Annotated in this window: 20 protein-coding genes; 12 read left to right on the forward strand and 8 right to left on the reverse strand. The window is 69.3% G+C overall.

Annotated elements, in window-relative coordinates:
- Window positions 1–566 precede the first annotated feature (566 nt).
- Window positions 567–995, forward strand: a complete 429-nt coding sequence (locus BR07_RS0122370; RefSeq protein ID WP_027507307.1) for a VOC family protein — start codon at window positions 567–569, stop codon at window positions 993–995.
- Here BR07_RS0122370 and BR07_RS0122375 read toward each other — a convergent pair whose 3' ends face one another.
- Both BR07_RS0122375 and BR07_RS0122380 read right to left on the reverse strand, forming a co-directional pair.
- Window positions 996–1,754 (reverse strand): lysophospholipid acyltransferase family protein, encoded by a 759-nt coding sequence (locus tag BR07_RS0122375; protein WP_027507308.1) that lies wholly within the window; start codon window positions 1,752–1,754, stop codon window positions 996–998. It abuts the gene before it with no gap.
- A gap of 61 nt (window positions 1,755–1,815) precedes the next feature.
- On the reverse strand, window positions 1,816–2,829 hold the full coding sequence (locus BR07_RS0122380) for an NADP-dependent oxidoreductase (RefSeq protein ID WP_027507309.1): 1,014 nt from the start codon (window positions 2,827–2,829) through the stop codon (window positions 1,816–1,818).
- A 67-nt stretch (window positions 2,830–2,896) separates the two neighbouring features.
- Here BR07_RS0122380 and BR07_RS0122385 point away from each other — a divergent pair, with 67 nt between their 5' ends.
- Window positions 2,897–3,460, forward strand: a complete 564-nt coding sequence (locus BR07_RS0122385; protein ID WP_027507310.1) for a TetR/AcrR family transcriptional regulator — start codon at window positions 2,897–2,899, stop codon at window positions 3,458–3,460.
- Window positions 3,461–3,523: 63 nt separating this feature from the next.
- The gene (locus BR07_RS26055) at window positions 3,524–3,919 is read left to right on the forward strand and encodes a hypothetical protein (protein ID WP_231476487.1); all 396 of its coding nucleotides are present in this window, start codon (window positions 3,524–3,526) and stop codon (window positions 3,917–3,919) included.
- 22 nt (window positions 3,920–3,941) lie between these two features.
- On the opposite strand, the gene BR07_RS0122395 is transcribed toward BR07_RS26055, so the two are convergent.
- The 3 genes from BR07_RS0122395 to BR07_RS0122405 are packed head-to-tail and all read right to left on the reverse strand — an operon-like array spanning window position 3,942 to window position 8,064.
- Window positions 3,942–6,359 (reverse strand): outer membrane protein assembly factor BamB family protein, encoded by a 2,418-nt coding sequence (locus BR07_RS0122395; RefSeq protein ID WP_027507311.1) that lies wholly within the window; start codon window positions 6,357–6,359, stop codon window positions 3,942–3,944.
- A gap of 3 nt (window positions 6,360–6,362) precedes the next feature.
- Window positions 6,363–7,625 (reverse strand): serine--tRNA ligase, encoded by a 1,263-nt coding sequence (gene serS / locus BR07_RS0122400; protein ID WP_027507312.1) that lies wholly within the window; start codon window positions 7,623–7,625, stop codon window positions 6,363–6,365.
- A 28-nt stretch (window positions 7,626–7,653) separates the two neighbouring features.
- Window positions 7,654–8,064, reverse strand: coding sequence for an ankyrin repeat domain-containing protein (locus tag BR07_RS0122405; protein WP_027507313.1), 411 nt, complete (start codon window positions 8,062–8,064; stop codon window positions 7,654–7,656).
- Between the two features lie 35 nt (window positions 8,065–8,099).
- Here BR07_RS0122405 and BR07_RS0122410 point away from each other — a divergent pair, with 35 nt between their 5' ends.
- From BR07_RS0122410 to BR07_RS0122430, 5 genes are all read left to right on the forward strand, one after another.
- Window positions 8,100–9,320, forward strand: a complete 1,221-nt coding sequence (locus BR07_RS0122410) for a septum formation family protein (protein ID WP_081821501.1) — start codon at window positions 8,100–8,102, stop codon at window positions 9,318–9,320.
- Between the two features lie 13 nt (window positions 9,321–9,333).
- Window positions 9,334–9,666 carry a metallopeptidase family protein gene (locus tag BR07_RS0122415; protein ID WP_081821502.1) on the forward strand — a complete coding sequence of 111 codons (333 nt, stop codon included), beginning with the start codon at window positions 9,334–9,336 and terminating at the stop codon, window positions 9,664–9,666.
- 84 nt (window positions 9,667–9,750) lie between these two features.
- Complete coding sequence (locus BR07_RS0122420; RefSeq protein WP_027507316.1) at window positions 9,751–10,062, forward strand: PE domain-containing protein; 312 nt, start codon at window positions 9,751–9,753, stop codon at window positions 10,060–10,062.
- On the forward strand, window positions 10,059–11,240 hold the full coding sequence (locus BR07_RS26060) for a PPE domain-containing protein (RefSeq protein WP_051613715.1): 1,182 nt from the start codon (window positions 10,059–10,061) through the stop codon (window positions 11,238–11,240). Before BR07_RS0122420 ends, BR07_RS26060 begins: the two co-directional genes overlap by 4 nt.
- Entirely contained in the window at window positions 11,237–12,067 is an 831-nt protein-coding gene (locus BR07_RS0122430; RefSeq protein ID WP_027507317.1) for an ESX secretion-associated protein EspG, read from the forward strand. Before BR07_RS26060 ends, BR07_RS0122430 begins: the two co-directional genes overlap by 4 nt.
- Here the strand turns inward: BR07_RS0122430 and BR07_RS0122435 are convergent.
- Genes BR07_RS0122435 through BR07_RS26065 form a run of 3 tightly spaced genes read right to left on the reverse strand, consistent with a single transcriptional unit; the run spans window position 12,010 to window position 14,283 of the window.
- Window positions 12,010–12,672, reverse strand: a complete 663-nt coding sequence (locus BR07_RS0122435) for a histidine phosphatase family protein (protein ID WP_027507318.1) — start codon at window positions 12,670–12,672, stop codon at window positions 12,010–12,012. The genes BR07_RS0122430 and BR07_RS0122435 overlap by 58 nt on opposite strands.
- The gene (pheA, locus tag BR07_RS0122440) at window positions 12,669–13,586 is read right to left on the reverse strand and encodes a prephenate dehydratase (RefSeq protein WP_027507319.1); all 918 of its coding nucleotides are present in this window, start codon (window positions 13,584–13,586) and stop codon (window positions 12,669–12,671) included. The genes BR07_RS0122435 and pheA overlap by 4 nt, the downstream gene beginning before the upstream one ends.
- A 1-nt stretch (window position 13,587) precedes the next feature.
- Window positions 13,588–14,283, reverse strand: coding sequence for a hypothetical protein (locus tag BR07_RS26065; protein ID WP_051613716.1), 696 nt, complete (start codon window positions 14,281–14,283; stop codon window positions 13,588–13,590).
- An 88-nt stretch (window positions 14,284–14,371) separates the two neighbouring features.
- On the opposite strand from BR07_RS26065, the gene BR07_RS0122450 reads away from it, so the two are divergent.
- From BR07_RS0122450 to BR07_RS0122465, 4 genes are read left to right on the forward strand one after another with little or no spacing between them, the layout of a single operon-like run.
- Window positions 14,372–15,148, forward strand: coding sequence for a DUF2470 domain-containing protein (locus BR07_RS0122450; protein ID WP_027507320.1), 777 nt, complete (start codon window positions 14,372–14,374; stop codon window positions 15,146–15,148).
- A gap of 30 nt (window positions 15,149–15,178) precedes the next feature.
- Window positions 15,179–15,961, forward strand: coding sequence for a CPBP family intramembrane glutamic endopeptidase (locus BR07_RS26070; protein ID WP_051613717.1), 783 nt, complete (start codon window positions 15,179–15,181; stop codon window positions 15,959–15,961).
- 25 nt (window positions 15,962–15,986) lie between these two features.
- Window positions 15,987–17,273 carry an LCP family protein gene (locus BR07_RS0122460; RefSeq protein WP_197027877.1) on the forward strand — a complete coding sequence of 429 codons (1,287 nt, stop codon included), beginning with the start codon at window positions 15,987–15,989 and terminating at the stop codon, window positions 17,271–17,273.
- Window positions 17,274–17,315: 42 nt separating this feature from the next.
- The gene (locus BR07_RS0122465) at window positions 17,316–17,909 is read left to right on the forward strand and encodes a ferritin (RefSeq protein ID WP_081821499.1); all 594 of its coding nucleotides are present in this window, start codon (window positions 17,316–17,318) and stop codon (window positions 17,907–17,909) included.
- Window positions 17,910–17,911 lie beyond the last annotated feature (2 nt).

A 17,911-nucleotide genomic window follows, 5' to 3' on the forward strand; every position in this document is an offset into this window, starting at 1 on the left:
AGAGCCAAATCCAGCAATAAAACTCACGCCAGCAATAACTCCATTGCTGACAAAAAAGAACCGGTCCCTCCCCGACGGGAAGAAGGAGAAGAACCAGCAAACCAAAACAAAATATTGGCACTGACATTCATCGACACACTGTTGAGTTCTCAAAGAACACGCACACACCACCACCACCCACACGAAGAGGGAGGATCCGGGGCAACCGTTCCAGCCTAACCACACCGCAACACCCGAGTCAAACACCAGGCGCCACGTTGATAAGGAAGTTGGACTGTACGCTCAGCCTACACGAGGTGCAGACGAACCTTTTCTGTCCGATCGGCCATGCGACTCCGTCCCACCTCGTTCGCCCAGCCCCGTAAGGCCTTCGGTCGGTGTCCGTGTCGCTCTGACTCGAAGAAAGTTACGTGAGTGATTCGCGAGATGCAAATCGCCTGGTCACGGCGTGTCGAACAGTGCGAGAGGCCGGCACATCGCTTTCATGCACGGCCACGAATACCTCCAGAGTGCGCCCGAGCCGGCCCGATGGTCGTGTCGGCAGGCGTACCGGAACGGAGTAGCTCGTGCCTATCGCAGCAGTCGACTACAACCATGTGCGACTCACTGTCAGTGACATCGCGACCTCGCGGAAGTTCTACGACGACGTCTTCGGTTTCGAGGTGGCCTTCGAGCTCCCGCCGAACCCGGACGAGGCGACGAAGGAAGCGCTGGGGTTCCTCTTCGGCGGAGTCATCTACAAGTTCGGCGGCGGGCTGCTCGGTCTGCGCCCCGTGGCTCCGGGTGACGACACGTTCGCCGAGGACCGCGCCGGCCTGGACCATCTCAGCTTCAGTGTCGCCTCGTTGCAGGATCTGCACGACGCCGCCGCACTGCTGGACACCCTGGGCATCGAGCACGAGCCGGTGAAGGATCTCGGTGACGCCGGCATGGCGATCCTCGAGTTCCGGGATCCCGACAACATCGCCCTGGAGATCGCCGGTCCCAACAGCTAGTCAGTCCGAGGCGCGCTTGCGCTCGTCTCGCGCTGCCATCCGAGCCTCGAGGTCGACGGCATCCAACTTGTCGGCTTCCTCGAGGGTCGGGGCCGTCCCCCCGAGACGGGCCGGTACCCAGTACTCGCCGGCGGGATGGTGATAGTTCTTCTGCACGTCGGCGAGCATGGTCTGCATCGTCGATCGCAGGTGGGCGGTGAGGTCACCGGCCGACATGGTCGGCGCGATCGGCTCTCCCACCGCGATGGAGATCGGGGTCTTCGTGCGTCCGAGCTTTTTCGGGAACCCCTTGGTCCACACACGCTGCGCGCCCCAGATGACCACCGGAATCACGGGGACCCCGGCCTCGATCGCCATCCGGGCCGCGCCCGACTTGAACTCCTTGATCTCGAAGCTGCGACTGATCGTGGCTTCGGGATAGACCCCCACCAGTTCGCCTCGCGACAACGCGTCGACCGCAGCCCGGTAGGACTCCGCGCCGGCGGCGCGGTCGACCGCGATGTGCTTGAGAGAGCGCATGATCGGCCCCGACTTGGGGTTGTCGAACACTTCCTTCTTCGCCATGAACCGGATGTACCGCTTGTGCTTCCGCGCAGGCAGGCCGGCGTAGGTGAAGTCCAGGTAGCCCGTGTGGTTGATGGCGATCACGGCGCCACCCCGAGCGGGGATGTTCTCCGCGCCCTCGACGTCGAACTTCAGCCCCTGCGCCGCGAAGACGGTGCGAGCGATTCCGATGACAGTGCGATAGACGGGGTCCACACGGTGCAGCGTAGCGGCTCGTCGCCGCCCCCGAGAGGGGCTCGTCCGGTAGGGCACTCCGTCAGCGGGAGTTGCCCACCGCCACGACCATCTTCCCGGTGTTCTCCCCGCGCAGCATCCCCAGGAACGCCTCCACCGTGTTCTCGATGCCGTGCACGACCGTCTCGTCGAAGGTCACGCGACCCTCGGAGAGCCACGTCCCCATGTCCTCCGCGAACTGGGGGAACCGGTGCAGGTAGTTGCCGACCGTGAATCCCTGCAGGGTGAGACCGCGGGTCACGATGTTCGACATGTTGTCCGGCCCCGGCGTCGTTCCCACAGTGTTGTAGGCGGATATCGCTCCGCACAGTGCGGTCCTGCCACCGTCGTTGAACGCGTCGAGCGCCGCTTCGAGGTGGTCGCCGCCGACGTTGTCGAAGTACACGTCGATGCCGTCCGGGGCTGCCTCACGCAGTTGGTCGCGCACAGGAGCCTGCTTGTAGTCGAAGGCCGCGTCGAACCCGTACTTGCTGGTGAGCAAGTCCACCTTCTCCGGTGATCCCGCAGAACCGACGACGCGTCCCGCGCCGAGGATCCGTGCGATCTGCCCGACCGCGCTGCCGACGGCGCCCGCTGCACCGGACACGAACACCGTGTCGCCCTCCTGCAGGCGCGCCACGTCCTGCAGTCCGACGTAGGCGGTGAGTGCGGTCATGCCGAGGATGCCGAGGTAGGCCGAGGTGGGGACACCGTCGATCTCGCGCACCACGCGGAACTGCGACGCTTCGGCCTGCGCGACGTCGCGCCACCCGAGCTGGTGCACCACGACGCTGCCCACGGGATGCTCGTCCGAACGGCTCTCGACGACCCGGCCCACGGCGCCACCCGTCATGGTCTCGTTCAGTGCGAAGGGCGGCACGTAGGACCGCACGTCGTTCATGCGCCCTCGCATGTACGGGTCGACGGACAGGAAGTCGTTGGCGACGCGCACCTGGCCCGGCTCGAGGTCGGGAATGTCGACTGAGACCGACCGGAAGTTGTCGGCAGTAGGCCACCCGGTGGGGCGGGACACGAGCTGGATCTGGGTGCTCTTCACGAAATACTCCTTTTGTGGATCGTTCGGTACAGTAAATACCGTACGCCTCACCGACGAAAGGTGACAGATGGGTAGGAGAGCGACGTTCGATGCGGCGCAGGTCGTCACTGCTGCGCGGGATGTGTTCTGGCACAGAGGCTTCGATGGCGCATCTCTGCCCGAACTCGAGGTGGCGACCGGGCTGTCCCGGTCCAGCATCTATCACGCGTTCACCAGCAAGCGCGGCCTGTTCGACGCAGCGGTGCAGGACTATCTCGACACGGTGGTGGCACCGCGGCTCGCCCTGTTGCGTACCGACGACGGTCTGGACGCGTACTTCGCGTCGATGGACGTCGAACTCGAAAACCTCGATGCCGAAGCACCACGTCGCGGCTGTCTTCTGGTCAACACTGCTGCGGGATCCGCCGCGCACGACGACACCCTCGCCGCCGTCGTTGACGCCCACCGTCGGCGACTCACCGATGCGGTCACCGACGCCCTGGTGAACCGGGGTGACGACGATCCCGAGAATCGGGCTCGCATTCTGGTGACGATGAGCTCGGGCGCACTTCTGCAGGCACGCGTCGACCGGGACGAGGCACGCGCAATCATCGCCTCGGCACGGAAGTTGGCGCGGTCCTGGGAATCATGAGCCGACGCGGACATCGGTACCGTCGAGGAAGTGGATATCGACCGGTGGCGTAGCCGACTCCCCGTGACCAGAGCATCGGACGGTGAGCTCGTGGGGTGGACCGTCTCCGACATGGCTCGCGACGACGGCGAACTCGTGGACGCCGTCAACCCTGTCGGCCACGTGATCGCCGAAGACGTGCAGCTCGAGGCGGCAATCGACGTTCTCGAAGCGCGCGGGCTGAGCTCGCTGTCCGTGCCCTACTGGGCGCGTGCGCCGTTACCGCTTGTCGGCGAGCTGGATCTCCGGCGTGCGACACCGGAATGGCAGTGGCGTCGGATGGTCATGACGCAGTTGGACGACACCAAGGTGTGGATCCGTCCCGCCTACCCGTCGTATCCGGAGCGGATGGTGGAACTCGCCGTCCCGCTGCCGGCAGACGACGTCCTGGTCCCCGAACCGCCGACACGGGACGAGTAGTTCCGCGGCACCCTGGCGCGGATCACTCCAGCAACGCCACCTGATCGCTACCGACGTACAGAAGTCCGGCGGAACTGTCGACGACGGAACCGTGTCCGTCCGCATCGGCATCTTCGGTCGGGCCGAGGAGATCTCTCCCGGTCATCGCTCCCGTGCGGACGTCGAGCAACTGCACGGACAACGAGCCGTCGGGTCCAGCCACCACGCTGGCGGCGCGGCCACCGACCTCCGCTGTCACCGGATCGAAGTCGTCCGCTGCCTGCTGCCACAGGCGCGTCCCGGTCCGCAGATCGAAGGCGGAAACCTCGGCGGTTCCGGGCGCTCGGACCAACACCACGTCTCCCACGACTGCTGTCCCGTTGGTCGCGGTAAGCGCATCGTTCGACCACAACACTTGCCCGGTGACTCTGTCGATGGCCGATGAGCCCACCAGAAGCGGCAGGTCGGCGGTCGAAGAATCCCATTCGTCGTAGGAATAGCTCGGCCCGGGAACCACCGCCAGGACACGGCCGTCCACTGCAATCGCCTCGTAGCCGGTGACGGGATCCGACGACTGGTCGCACGTCATCCTGCGTACCGTCGTCACTCCACCCGCCGACACGGTCGCGCCCGACACACAGGAGTCGGGGCGTCCACGAGACCACCTGGTGGCGCCTGTCACGGGGTCGAAACCCAGTGCCTCACTGCCGAATCGAACGATACCGACGTCTTTGCCCACCGTGACGACCTCGCCCGGATAGCCGGGATAGCCACCCGTGATCGGCGTCGACACGGCCCAGTCGGCTGCAGGGTCGTCGAGCGTTCCCTTACGTAGAACGGTGGGGCCGGATTCGCCCGCCGGCGTCACTGTCTGGACCACCGAGTACAGCGCATCCCCGTCGGTTCCTATCCCCACCAGCGGGTCCCCGCCGGGCATGTTCTGCAGATCCCCGGTGCTCGTATCGACGGCGACCAAGGATGTCTCAGACGCACGGTCGGGATCGGCTCGCAGACACACCACTGTCGTGCCGAGAAGCGTGTCGAGGCACGACACGAGATCCTCCACGGGTGCTCTCCACCGCACGACCCCCGTCACCGTGTCGATACCGAGCAAGGTCGAGTCGTCGTATGCGCCGGTGGTTCGGTCGAGTCGGCCCACCGACACGACTGTGACTCCGCCCGCGTCGATGACCCCGGACGCCAGCGGGGGCACCGTGCCGCTACCTGGATCACTGAAAGTGGAGAAGCGTCCTCCCGCATCTGCTGTGAGCGTCCACGCGCTGTCGACGACGTCGCGGACGACGGGCAGAGCTTCGCCAGGGGTGCCATCCGGATCGACATCGAGGCCTGGCGCCGTTGCCAAGTGCTCGAGGTCCGCCGTCGAGAGATACGGCACGTCGGCGGGTTTGTCCTCGCGCGCCGTCACGGTGATCACCGTTCCGGATGGGCGAGTGACGACGACACTGGGGACGCCGGTGCGGGATCGGGCGGACACGGCCCCTCCGGCGAGCTGCACGTGGTCGCTGCTCAGGTCCTGGTCCGGGTCGTGAACGTCCGGGTTCCGCGGGGCCTCGGTGCCGCCGGCGATACCGAGCGTCAACGACCCCGAACGACCGCTTGCACTTGTGCGGACCTCGATACACGCACCCGACTTCGAGCCGTCCGACAGCGTCAGCTCGCTCAGCGAGCGATCGAGCTCGACTCTGCGGCCCGGTCCGTCGTCCCAGGCATTCGACAACGCTCTGCTCACTGCGCCGAGCCGCGCCCTGTCGAAAGTCGGTGCGCCCTCGACGGTGCTTGTTCGACATACCGGAGGTAGGGGCGACGTTTCACCCGGAATCCGCGCCGAGACACGCAGGCCGGGAGAGGCGACGATGTCGAGCAGTTCGTCCTGTGTCACCAGGTCGTCGCTTCCCAGCTGGAGCACGGTGCCGTCCGGCGCGTACGCCAGAGCGGACCCCGGCGACAGATCGACCACGGTTCCGTCGGCCAGTCGCACTCGCCGCGTCACCGTCGGCCCGCAGGGCGGGACACCCCGATCCGTCACACTCACCGTCGCGGTCAGCGAACCGGACTTCCCTGCACGTGTGATGGTTCCCGATGCGGTGGTCGAGGCGATCTGCTCAGGTGCCACGTCGGACGGCCTACTCATGAAGTCGTCGGGAACGCCACCGAACTGCAAGGACCCGGACGGCGACGCGAATGCCACCGTCGTTCCCCGTGGGAGGGCGCGGTGCAAGGCGTCCGTCATCGCCGCCGCCTTGCGAGCGGAGAACCACGGTGCGGCAGGACTGTCGTATGTCTCGGCGCCGAACGCCACGTAATAGCCGCTCGTCTCGCCGGCCGACGTGCACTGCAGCGGAAGGTCGACGGGATCGGGCGGGCGCAGAATCGCCGCGACCAGTGTTCCGGCCGCCACGATGCCCACGACGACGAGCGCATCGACGCCGCGAGCTCGCATCGACTACGAGGTCGGCGGACGCAGGACGTCGGTGCCGACGAACGGGACGAGCGCAGCCGGGATCTTGACGCTGCCGTCGGGCTGCTGGTGGTTCTCGAGGATCGCGGAGATCCACCGCGTCGTGGCCAGAGTCCCGTTGAGCGTCGCCGCCGTCTGCGGCTTCCCGTTCTCGTCGCGGTAACGAACACCGAGTCGACGCGCCTGGAACGTGGTGCAGTTCGAGGTGGACGTGAGTTCACGGTAGGTGTTCTGCGTGGGAAGCCATGCCTCGCAGTCGAACTTGCGCGCAGCCGACGATCCCAGGTCGCCGCCGGCGGTGTCGATGACGCGGTACGGCAACTCGACCGCGGCGAGCATCTCCTTCTCCCAGCCGAGGAGCCGCTGGTGTTCCGCGTCCGCGTCCTCGGGACGGGTGTAGACGAACATCTCCACCTTGTCGAACTGGTGGACACGGATGATGCCGCGGGTGTCCTTGCCGTAGCTGCCGGCCTCGCGGCGGAAGCACGACGACCATCCCGCATAGCGCTTCGGGCCACCGTTCAGATCGAGGATCTCGCCCGAGTGGTAGCCGGCGAGGGGCACCTCCGACGTGCCGACGAGGTAGAGGTCGTCGTCGTCCAAGTGGTAGATCTCCGACGAGTGCGCGCCCAGGAAGCCGGTCCCGGCCATGATCTCCGGCCGCACGAGCACCGGTGGGATGACCATCGTGAACCCGTTCGACACTGCCTTCTGGGCAGCGAGCTGCAGCAGACCGAGCTGCAGCAGTGCGCCGTAACCGGTAAGGAAGTAGAACCGAGCGCCCGACACCTTGGCGCCGCGCTCCATGTCGATGATCCCGAGAGCCTCGCCGAGCTCGAGGTGGTCCTTCGGATTCTCGATGGTCGGGATCTCACCGATCGTCTCGAGGGTGACGAAGTCGTCCTCGCCGCCGGCCGGCGCGCCCTCCTGCACGATGTTGGAGATCGCACGGTGAGCGGTGTCGAGAGCCGCGTCGGCGGCATTCTGCTCGGCCTCCGCCTCCTTCACCCGTGCGGCGAGCGCGGACGCCGTCGCGAGAAGTTGCGGGCGCTCGTCGGGAGTGGCCTTACCGATCTTCTTACCGAACGCCTTGTGTTCAGCACGGAGGTTGTCGGCAGCCGACACGGCGGCCCGGCGCGCGGTGTCCGCCTCGAGCAACGCATCCACCAGGGACGGATCCTCGCCACGGGTGCGCTGCGACTGACGGACGGCGTCGGGGTCCTCGCGGACAACTCTGAGGTCGATCACGGGACGTCAGCCTACTGGGGCGATGTGGTCACCCTCGTCCGAGGACGTCCAGGTAGTCCTCGCGGCCGAACATGCGCGCGGCGTCGACCGCGGTCGGATGCCCCGCATCGGCGTCGGCTCCGGCGTCGACCAGTGCCCGGACGACCTCGTCCTCGCCCTTGAACACGGCACCGGCGAGCGGGGTCTGACCCTTGTCGTTCGCGCGGTTCACGTCGGCTCCGCGGTGCGCGAGGGCCACGACGCTCTCGGCGTGACCGTGATAGGCCGCCAGCATCACCAGGGTGTCCCCGGATCCGTTCGTCAGATCCACGGGCACGCCCGCGTCGACGTACGCGGTGAGTGCGGCGGTGTCGCCGCTGCGTGCCATGTCGAACACGCGCGTCGCGAGGTCCTCGATCCCGGCCTCGAGCCCGGTGTCCTCGGTATCAGCACCACTCATACCGTCCGAACCTACCGGCAGGCATGATGGAGCCGATGTCTCCGAAGCCCGAAGATCCCACCCCGAGCCCGTCCGGCGAGGACGGCCCGGTGGTCGACGACGCCCCGACGTCCGAGATCGCGACACCCGACGCGTCCACATCCGACACGTCCGCGCCCGACGCGGTGGTACCCGAGGCATCGACGGCCGACGAGACCGACACCGCGACGGACGAGAAGAGTGGTCCCCGCACCGTCCAGGCCTCGAACGCCCGTCGGCTGCTCGCCCTGGTCGCGATCGGCGCCATCGGAGCCGCCGCCGTCACCATCGGTGTGTCCGGTGGGTTCGACCGGAGCGAGAAGCTCGCCACACCGTCCACGGCAGGAACCGTCGGAACCGCGTCGACGACGTCCTTCGGCTCGTCCGACGCGGGCGACTGCCTGCAGTGGACCCCCACCGACGACCCCGACACCGACCGCCAGGACCTCGCCGAGGTGAGTTGCGCGGAGCCGCACCGCTTCGAGGTCGCCGAGACGGTGGACCTCGGGGTGTACCCGGTCGCCGAGTTCGCGACGGGATCGCCGTATCCCGACGCGGCCCGCTTCGCCTCCCTGCGCGACGAACACTGTGAGACCGCGGTGCAGGACTACACCGGGGGCCGCTTCGACCCCACGGGCAAGTACTCGGTCGGCCTCATGTTCCCCAGCCAGGCCGGGTGGGCCGCGGGCGAGCGCGCGATCCGGTGCGGCATCCAACAGACCGGCGCGACCAGCGCGCTGCAGGTGATGACCGGCAGCGTCGCCGACCAGGACCAGTCGATGGTCTGGGAGACCGGTAGTTGCGTCGGCGTCGAGTCGGGCGTGCCGACAGACCCGATCGACTGCACCGCTCCGCACGCCTTCGAGGTGGTGTCGGTGGTGGATCTCGCCGCGCAGTTCCCCGGCGGACTACCGTCCGTCGAGGACCAGGACCGCTATCTCGAACCCACGTGCACCCAGGCGTCGGACGCCTACCTGGGCGGTCCGGACGTTCTCCGGGAGAAGACGTTGACGCTGTTCTGGGACAACGTCGACGCCTCGAGCTGGTTGGCGGGCAGCAAGAAGGTGAGCTGCTCCATCGGCAAGGAGGTCGAGTCGGGCGGGTTCGCGTCCATCGTCGGCTCGGCGAAGGGCGACATCACCATCGACGGCGCCGCGCCGGTTCCGCCGCCTCCCGTTCCGGACGGCCGCAGCCTGCCGATCCCGCTCCCCGGAGCGTCTCCCCTGCCCGGTGCGTGACGTGTCGGTCAGCATGTCCGAAGCGGAGTTCGAGAACGCGGTCGGCGATGCGCTGGACACTCTCCCGGACGAGCTGGCCGCATACATGAACAACGTCGTCGTGCTGGTCGAGGACGAGCACCCGACGGAGGATCTCCTGGGTCTGTACGAGGGCGTCGCTCTGACCGAACGGTTCGAGTACAGCGGGCACCTGCCGGACGTCATCACGATCTACCGACTGCCGATCCTCGACATCGCCCGTGACGAGGACGACGCGCGCCGCGAGATCGCGGTGACCGTCGCTCACGAGATCGGGCACCACTTCGGCATCGACGACGATCGCCTGCACGAACTCGGCTTCGGCTGAGCTCCGTTCTCCACCCGCGGAACCGATTCCCGCCGTCGCGCGTCCAAGTCTCGAGATCCGACCGGACGCTCGAACGGAGACCCCATGCCCGGCCACGTACTCGTCGATCCCGAGGCGCTGCTCGCGGCCGCGTCGGAACTCGATGCCGCGGCGATGCGCCTGGCATCGTCTCTCGCCTCCGCGTCCGTCGCGCTCCGTCCTCCTCCCGCGGGCAGCGACGAGGTGTCCGCGCTGGCTGCACGCTACTTCTGGTCGACCGCGCAGTCTCTCGACACCTCGACGTCCGCGGCGGTGACCGAGCTCCGCGAGACGGCGGCTGCCCTGCGAGTCCAGGCGGCGGCCTACCGCGAGGTCGACGCGTCGTTCTCCACGGCCCTGACCGCGGGCACCGCGTGACGGCCGGGCCCACCGGGGTGTTCTGGCTCCCGCGTACCGCGGCGGTGAACTCGGCCGCACTGCTCGCGGGTGCCGGCCCCGCTCCGCTGGCCGCCGCCGGCACGGCGTGGGCCGCGGTGGCCACGGCACTCGCCGCGGCCACCGCGACGGTCAGCGGTGTCGCGTCCGCACTGGCAGCCACGTGGGACGGGGATGCCGCCGACGCCGCCGGAGCGGGGATGACAGCGTTCGCGACGTGGGGCACGGGAGCGGCGCAGCACGCCGCGTCCGTGTCCGCTCGGGCCGCCGCCCAGTCCGCGACGGTGGTGACCGCGCTCGCCGTCATGCCGACACTGCCGGAGATCGCCGCGGTGAAGGCCGGACGCACCACCGCGTACGCCACCGGCGGCGCCCTCACCGGCGCGGCGCAGGCTGCCGATGCCGCCGACGCCGCGCTCGATCTCCGCGCCGCCCTGGTCATGGAGGCGTACGAAGCGGCGACGGCGCCGCTCGCGCTCGTCGACGGTCTGCAGATGCCCCCGCAGATCACCACGGCGGTCACCGCGGCCACCTCCACGGTCATCTCTGCTGTCCCCGGTCACGGGCCGGTGCCGGGGGAGGCCGGGACACCGCCGTCGGACGACAGCGGATCCGACCGGCAGGAGCACGGATTCTCGGACGATCCGGCGCACCAGGGTCAGCGGTCGCCCCTCACCGCGGACAGCGTCGGACGCGATCCGGCCGTCACGAGGGCGGCGTCGCTGATCCAGCAGATGCCGGCGCAGGCCGGGTCGACGCTGTCCTCCGTTCTGTCGTCGGCACCGCAGCCCGGTGCGGCACCGACGATCACCCACGCTGTGCCGCAGCAGGTTCCGATGGTCGCCACCGGGTGGGGTGGCGGCGGCGGGCGAGGTGGCAGCGGGCAGGGTGGCTCCGTGCACGCCGCCGGTGGCTCGTTCGCACGGACGCCGTCACCGTTCCTCGGTGCGGGCGTCGGATCGGACACGGCGGTGTCAGCGGGACAGGACGCGTCCGCGTCCGGCGCCGCGCACGCCCGGTCGCCGTTCGGCGCGGGACTTCCCATGGGTCACAGCAGGCTCGGCTCCGACGATGTCGTGCACGCCCGCAGGACACCCGCCGTCGTCGAGGAGGAGGCGGGGGTTCCGGTCGTGCCCGCCGTCATCGGGGCGCGGCGATGAGCGCGGCGCCGGTGCTGGGCGGGGACGTCCCGCTCGAGGGTTCGCTCACGCTCGACACGGACGAACTGACGTACCTCCTGGGGGCGATCGGGGGACATACTCTCCCTGCCGTTCTCGGATGGCACCCGGCCGGCGCGACCGTCTCCGATCGCGCGACCGTGCTCGCGAGTGCCGCCCGACGCCTCGCCGATCGACTCCTGGTCGCGGCCGACGGCCGCCCGCACCGTGCCCTGGCCGCGATGCTCCGCGCGGCGGCGGCGCCTCGCTGGAGTGTCGACGTCCGCATCGTCGGCCACTCCACCGGCATCGAGAACGGGCGTGGGTGTCTGTGCGGCAACGACATCGACGATCCGGTGTGGATGACCGCGAGCGAGGGATCGGTGACGATCACGCGGGTCGACACCGACGTGGCCGCCCTGATCGCGGCCTGGCTCGGCGACGCCGCAGGAGCGCCGATCGATCCAATGACCGAGTACACCGACGTCCTCACGGCCGGTATCGAGGACGTCGTCCCGCACTGCACCCGCCACACCGAGATCGTCGGACTCCGACACGATCACGGTGTCACCACCACGGTCGACCTGTCGATCGCGGTGTACGACAGCGACTCCGGCCGTGTCGTCGCGACCACGGTCCAGGATCCGACCGGACGATCGAGCACGTCCGTGCGATCCGCGACACCGGTACGCACCGTCGGAGCGCTCCGCTCGCTGATCACCTCGCTGGAACGGCGCTCGATACTCGACGACCACCTGGTCCGTGTGTCCGCTCAGCCCATCGGATCGTCGGGAGTGCGGCTGCCCTTCGTCTCGAACGGGGGCGTGTAGTCGCCCCAGCGCACGCAGTCCCAGGCCGAGACACCCTCGGCGGGAACCAGTTCGACGGTCCCCGTGTTGTCGAGATGGTTGTCGGCGGCGAAGTCGCGATCGATCCCGGACAGCACCGCGGCGACGAGCCGAATCGCAGCACCGTGACTCACCACGTGGACGGTGGCGGAATCGTCGCCGAGGTGGGTGGCGCGGAGCTCGTCCAGTACCGGCACGTAGCGGGCGAGCACGTCGGCGCCGGACTCGCCCCCGGGCAGGCGGGCATCGAGGTCACCGTCCAGCCAGGCGCGATACACCGCGGTGAAGCGGGCGTGGTCCTCCTCGGCGCTGCGGTCCTCGAGGTCGCCGACGAACGTCTCCTGCAGACCGTCGCGCACCGTCAGCGGCGTACCGGTCGCGTCGGCCAGGTACTGCGCGGTCTGACGTGCGCGGACGGCGATGGACGACACCACGGCGGCCGGGGTCCGCGTCACCGTCCGGGCGTACTCCCGCGCCTGTCGGTGTCCGAGCTCGGTCAGCTCCGCGCCGGGCGGCAGAGTGTCGAGACGACGAGCGACGTTCGAGTGGGTCTGACCGTGCCGCACCAGGACGAGTCGGCCGCTCACCGATCTCCCCGTCGCAACGCGTCCAACCAGTCCCGGCCGCGGTCGTCGGTGGGGCGAGGACCGCCGGCGGCGACGTGCGCGCTGGGCCAGGAGCCGAGGAACCGCACGTCGGTGCGCGAGTGCAGGACCCGCAGGGCGTCCGCCACCGCGACGTCGTCGATGTGGCCGACGCAGTCGATGTAGAAGCGGTAGGTGCCCAGATGGGTACGGAGAGGGCGAGACTCGATGAACGTCAGATCGATGTCGCGCGTGCTGAACTCGGCCAGCGCGGACACCAACGTGCCGGGCCTGTTGGCGGGAGTGAGCACCACGGCAGTGCGATCCGCCCCCGTGGGCGCAGGCGGCGGGCACGGGCGCGTGACGTACACGAAGCGGGTCCGTGCGTTCTCCACGTCGGCCACGCCGTCGGCCAGTACGTCGAGTCCGTGCCGTCGGCCCGCCAGACCGGTGGACACCGCGGCGTCGGCGAGTCCGGACGCGACGTCCTCGGCCGCACCGGCATTGGACGACGCGAACTCCACCTGAGCATCGGGCATGGTGGCGGCGATCCACTGCTGGACCTGGGCGGCGGCGTGGGGGTAGGCCCGGATCGTGCGGACGTCCGCCATGGCGGTGCCCGGACGGGCGACGATGGTGAAGGCCACGTCGAGTTCGGTCTCCGCGAGGATCTGCAGCCGGTCCCCGATCGCGAGCGCGTCGAGGGTGGGCGGGACCGAGCCCTGCACCGAGTTCTCGATGGGCACCACGGCGCCGTCGGCCGCACCGGAGCGCACCAGTTCGAGGGTGGCGGGCGGGCTCGACGCACTGACGCGCTCGACGGGAGCGCCGAATGCCCCGTCCGCCTCGAGCTTCCCCAGGGCCATCTCGGTGAACGTTCCCGAGGGTCCGAAGTAGGCGATGCGCACCCCGGTCACGCTACGCGTCCCCCGCCGCGTCGCCGGTGATCTCGTCGATACGACGGCGAAGTTCGTGTGCGATGTTCCCGGCGTTCGGCACCAGGACACCGAGAAGGACCTCTCGGGTCGCGGCCGCGGCGTCGGGATGAAGGGCCACCAGCGCGGCCAGATCCGGGGAGCGGAGCGCGCTGCGGACGTCGTCGCCGCGCAGTGCGGCCACCGTTCCGGCGAGCACGGCGAGCACCGAGGACGTGTCGGTCGCGACGGCGAAGAACCCGTGTTCCGCGTGCGCGACGACCGCGAGGAAGTCGGCGACCCGATCCTCGGACCACCCCGCGTCCAGGCCGGGATGCCGACCGGCCCGATCGACGAGCGCCGTCGTCTCCACGACGTCGCCGTCCGGACAGAGCACGACGACGGACGAGCACGGCGTGATCGCCACCGCGTCGCCCAGCTGCTCGGCGGTCGCCTCGACCACGTAGGCGCGCACCGAGGGCGGCTCGTCGGGCGGAGCCACGTCCAGTCGTACGAGGAACCGTTCGAGGGCGGCCGAGTCGTCCACCGCACTCAGCGGGACACAGGCCGTTCCGACGAGTGGGTGCGGTTCGAGGGCCTCCGCCGTCGCCACGTCGTCGACGGTCGCGACGAGCAGGTCGGCGAACAGGGCCTCGGGATCTCGCCGGGGGCGCACGCCCAGGGTCAGCATCGTGGGCACGCTCCGAGTCTAGTTCGACGTCTTGCGCAACGGCGCGAGGGCTGGTTAGCTAACCCTTACCTAATTACTTCCACCCGAGGGGGCCGTCATGAACGGTGTCGTCACCACCACCGCGCCGTCCACCGCCGAGCGGGTGCGCAGCGTGTGTCTGCGTGCCGAGCACACCGTCCTGGCGGTGGAGGGCAGCGCACCCGTCGCCACGACCATGCACTTCCTGCGCTCGCCCGGCGAGATCGTCATGGTGGTGCCCGCGGACAGCACCGTGGGGGCCGTGTCCTTCCAGGCCGGCTCCGCGGGGATCCCCGCCGTCCTCGAACTGACCGACCACACTCCCCTGGACCTGCGCGAACCCGTGCGCTCGTTGGTCTGGCTCAGCGGTGAGCTGCGCCGCGTCCCGGACACCGCCGAGCGCGCGGTCGCCGCGGCGGTCGCCTCCCAGTACCCGCACGCCGGACTGCTCGACATCGGACACAGCGGCATCCTGCTGCGTCTGCTGCTCGAGTCCGTCGTCGTGGCCGATGCGACGGGGGCGGAGCCGGTGCCGGTGCGCGACCTCATGAACGCCGATCCCGATCCGTTCTGGGAGGTCGAGGGAGGCTGGCTGCAGCACCTCGACAGCGACCACTCGGACATGGTCGAGCAGATCGCGCGGCGACTCCCGCCGTCGTTGCGCATCGGTCGCGCCCGACCGCTGAGCATCGACCGCTACGGCGTCGGGATCCGGGTGGAGGGGCAGGGCCAGGACCACGATGTGCGGGTGCCGTTCGCGAACCCCGTGTCCGACGTGACCGAGCTCGGTCGCGCGCTGCGCGTGCTCGCCGGATGCCCGTTCATGAACGGCCTGCGGGCGCGCGACCACCACTGACCACGACCCTCGAGACGGGTCACGGGCACAATCGACCGGGTGCATCCGGAGAAGACACCCACCACCGAGTCGCCACGGTCGATCCGGATCGAGATCGTCGTCGTCCTGCTGTTCACGTTCGGGCTCAGCGGACTGTCGAGCATCCTCTCTCTCGTCGAGAGCGCGCTCGAGCAGGGCGCCCTGTCGGACCAGACCGTGGCGATCAACGTGCCGCAGTCGACTCTCGGACCGATCGACTTCCTCCGTCAACTGATCGGCGTCGTCCGGCTCTGCGCATGGGGGGCACTCGGTCTGTACCTGTTGTGGCGCAGCGGAATCGGGCCACGCGCCATCGGCTTCGCACGTCCCCGCCTGCGCCCGCACGTGCTGCACGGCGTGGGGCTCGCCGCGATCATCGGCATCCCGGGCCTGCTGTTCTACCTCGTCGCCGTCGCACTGGATCTCAACGTCACGGTGCTGCCGAGCACCTTGAACGACGTGTGGTGGCGCCCGATCACGCTGACGCTCTCCGCGGTGGCCAACTCGGTCGCCGAGGAGGTCCTGGTGGTGGCGTGGCTGATCTCGCGGCTGCGCGCCCTCGGGTGGACCGACAACCGATCGCTGCTCGCGTCGGCCGTGTTGCGCGGGAGCTACCACCTCTACCAGGGCTTCGGGGCCGGCGTCGGCAACCTCGTCATGGGTCTGATCTTCGGCCGGTACTTCCAGCGCACCGGTCGACTGTGGCCCCTCGTGATCGCCCACGCCCTCATCGACATCGTGGCGTTCGTAGGGTTCGCCGCCCTGCGGGATCACGTTTCGTGGCTGCCGGGCTGACAGGTCGGCCGGTTAGAGTCGCCGGATGAGCCAGCAACCTCCGTACGACCCGCGGCGGCGACCGCCACCCCCTCGCCGTCCGGGTCCGGAGGAACCGCCGGTGGTGCGGCGACGGGCGGGCAGCCCTCCGGGGTGGGCCGACCAGACCCGTGTGCAGCGGGGTCCTCAGCAGCCACCACCCCGGCAGGATCCGCGGGCGTGGTCGGCGGTTCCCCCGGCGCGGGACGCGCCACGGCGTGACGATCGGTACCGGGACGACCGGCGACCGTACGACGACGGGCGTGGGCCGGCCGATCGAGGCCGCGCCCCTGCTCCCGCCCCGGTTCCGCCGCGCCAGGTGCCGCCCGAGCCGACGCGTCGACGCCGGCGGCCACGATGGGGTCGCCGCATCGGTATCGCCCTGGTGGTGTTGCTCCTGCTCGTCGTCGGGGGCGCCGTCTGGGCGGACACGTCGCTGTCCCGAGTCGACGCGCTCGGGAACTACGAGGGTCGCCCGGCAGACACCCCGGGGACCAACTGGCTGCTCGTCGGATCGGACAGTCGTACCGGACTCACTCCCGAGCAGGAGGCCGAACTCGCGACCGGTGGGGACATCGGTGCCGGCCGGACCGACACGATCCTGCTGATCCACGTGCCGGCGAGCGGCCCGACCACGATGGTCAGCCTCCCGCGCGACTGGTACGTGCCGATTCCCGGCAACGGAACCGACAAGCTCAACGCCTCGTTCTCCCTCGGCGGCGCGCCGCTGCTGGTGCAGACCGTGGAGGGTGTGACGGGCCTGCGCATCGACCACTACGCCGAGGTGGGCTTCGGCGGGTTCGCCGACATGGTCGACGCGATCGGCGGGGTGGACATCTGCGTGCCCTACGACATCGTCGACCCCCTGGCAGGAATCGACCTGCGTGCGGGCTGCCAGGAGCTCTCGGGTCCGCAGGCGCTCGGCTTCGTCCGCAGCCGCGCGACGGCACTCGCCGACATCGATCGGATGAACAACCAACGACTCTTCCTGTCGTCGTTGCTCTCGAAGGCGACCAGCCCGACCACCTTCCTGAACCCGTTCCGGGCGGTGCCGCTGGTACGGGGGGTCGTGACGTCGCTGCAGGTCGACGACGGCGACCACATCTGGAACCTGGCCTCCCTCGGCTGGGCGCTGCGCGGGGAGATGGTCACCACCACCATTCCCGTCTCCGGGTTCGAGGACGTCGACGGCTCGGGCAACGTCCTGCTGTCCGACCGCGAGCGGGCGTCCCGGTTCTTCGAGCTCCTGGCCACCGATCAGCAGCTGCCCCCCGATCTCGTCGGCGGCGGATGACGCGTCCCGACGGACACGCTCGACCCAGTACCGTGTGTCGTCATGAGCCTCGACGACGTGTCCGCTGCCTCCGACGCCCGGGATTCCGGGGTGTTCCACGACAGGGAGTCCAGCGCGTTCCACCTTCTCCTCCGTGAGCAGGTGCGACACGAGTTCACCGCCTCGCAGCAGTACATCGCGATCGCGGTCCACTTCGACGGGGCGGATCTGCCGCAGCTCGCCGCACGGTTCTACGCCCAGGCCGACGAGGAACGCGGCCACGCCATGATGATGATCCAGTACCTGCTGGACAACGACCTCGAGGTCCGGGTGCCCGGGGTCGACGACGTCGTGAACGCGTTCGGGTCGGTGCGCGAGCCGGTCGAGCTGGCGCTGCGGCAGGAGAAGAAGGTCACCGAGCAGATCACGACGCTGGCACGCACCGCCCGCGACACCGGCGACTACCTGGGCGAGCAGTTCATGCAGTGGTTCCTCGCCGAGCAGATCGAGGAGGTGGCGTCGATGACGACGCTGCTCACCATCGTCGACCGTGCCGGCGAGAACCTCTTCCACATCGAGGACTTCATCGCCCGCGAGATGACGAGCGAGTCCCGCGGCGGCGGCAACGCGCCGAGGGCCGCCGGGGGACTCGCCTGATC

It is taken from the genome of Rhodococcus sp. UNC23MFCrub1.1 (assembly GCF_000686025.1).
Classification (GTDB): domain Bacteria; phylum Actinomycetota; class Actinomycetes; order Mycobacteriales; family Mycobacteriaceae; genus Rhodococcoides.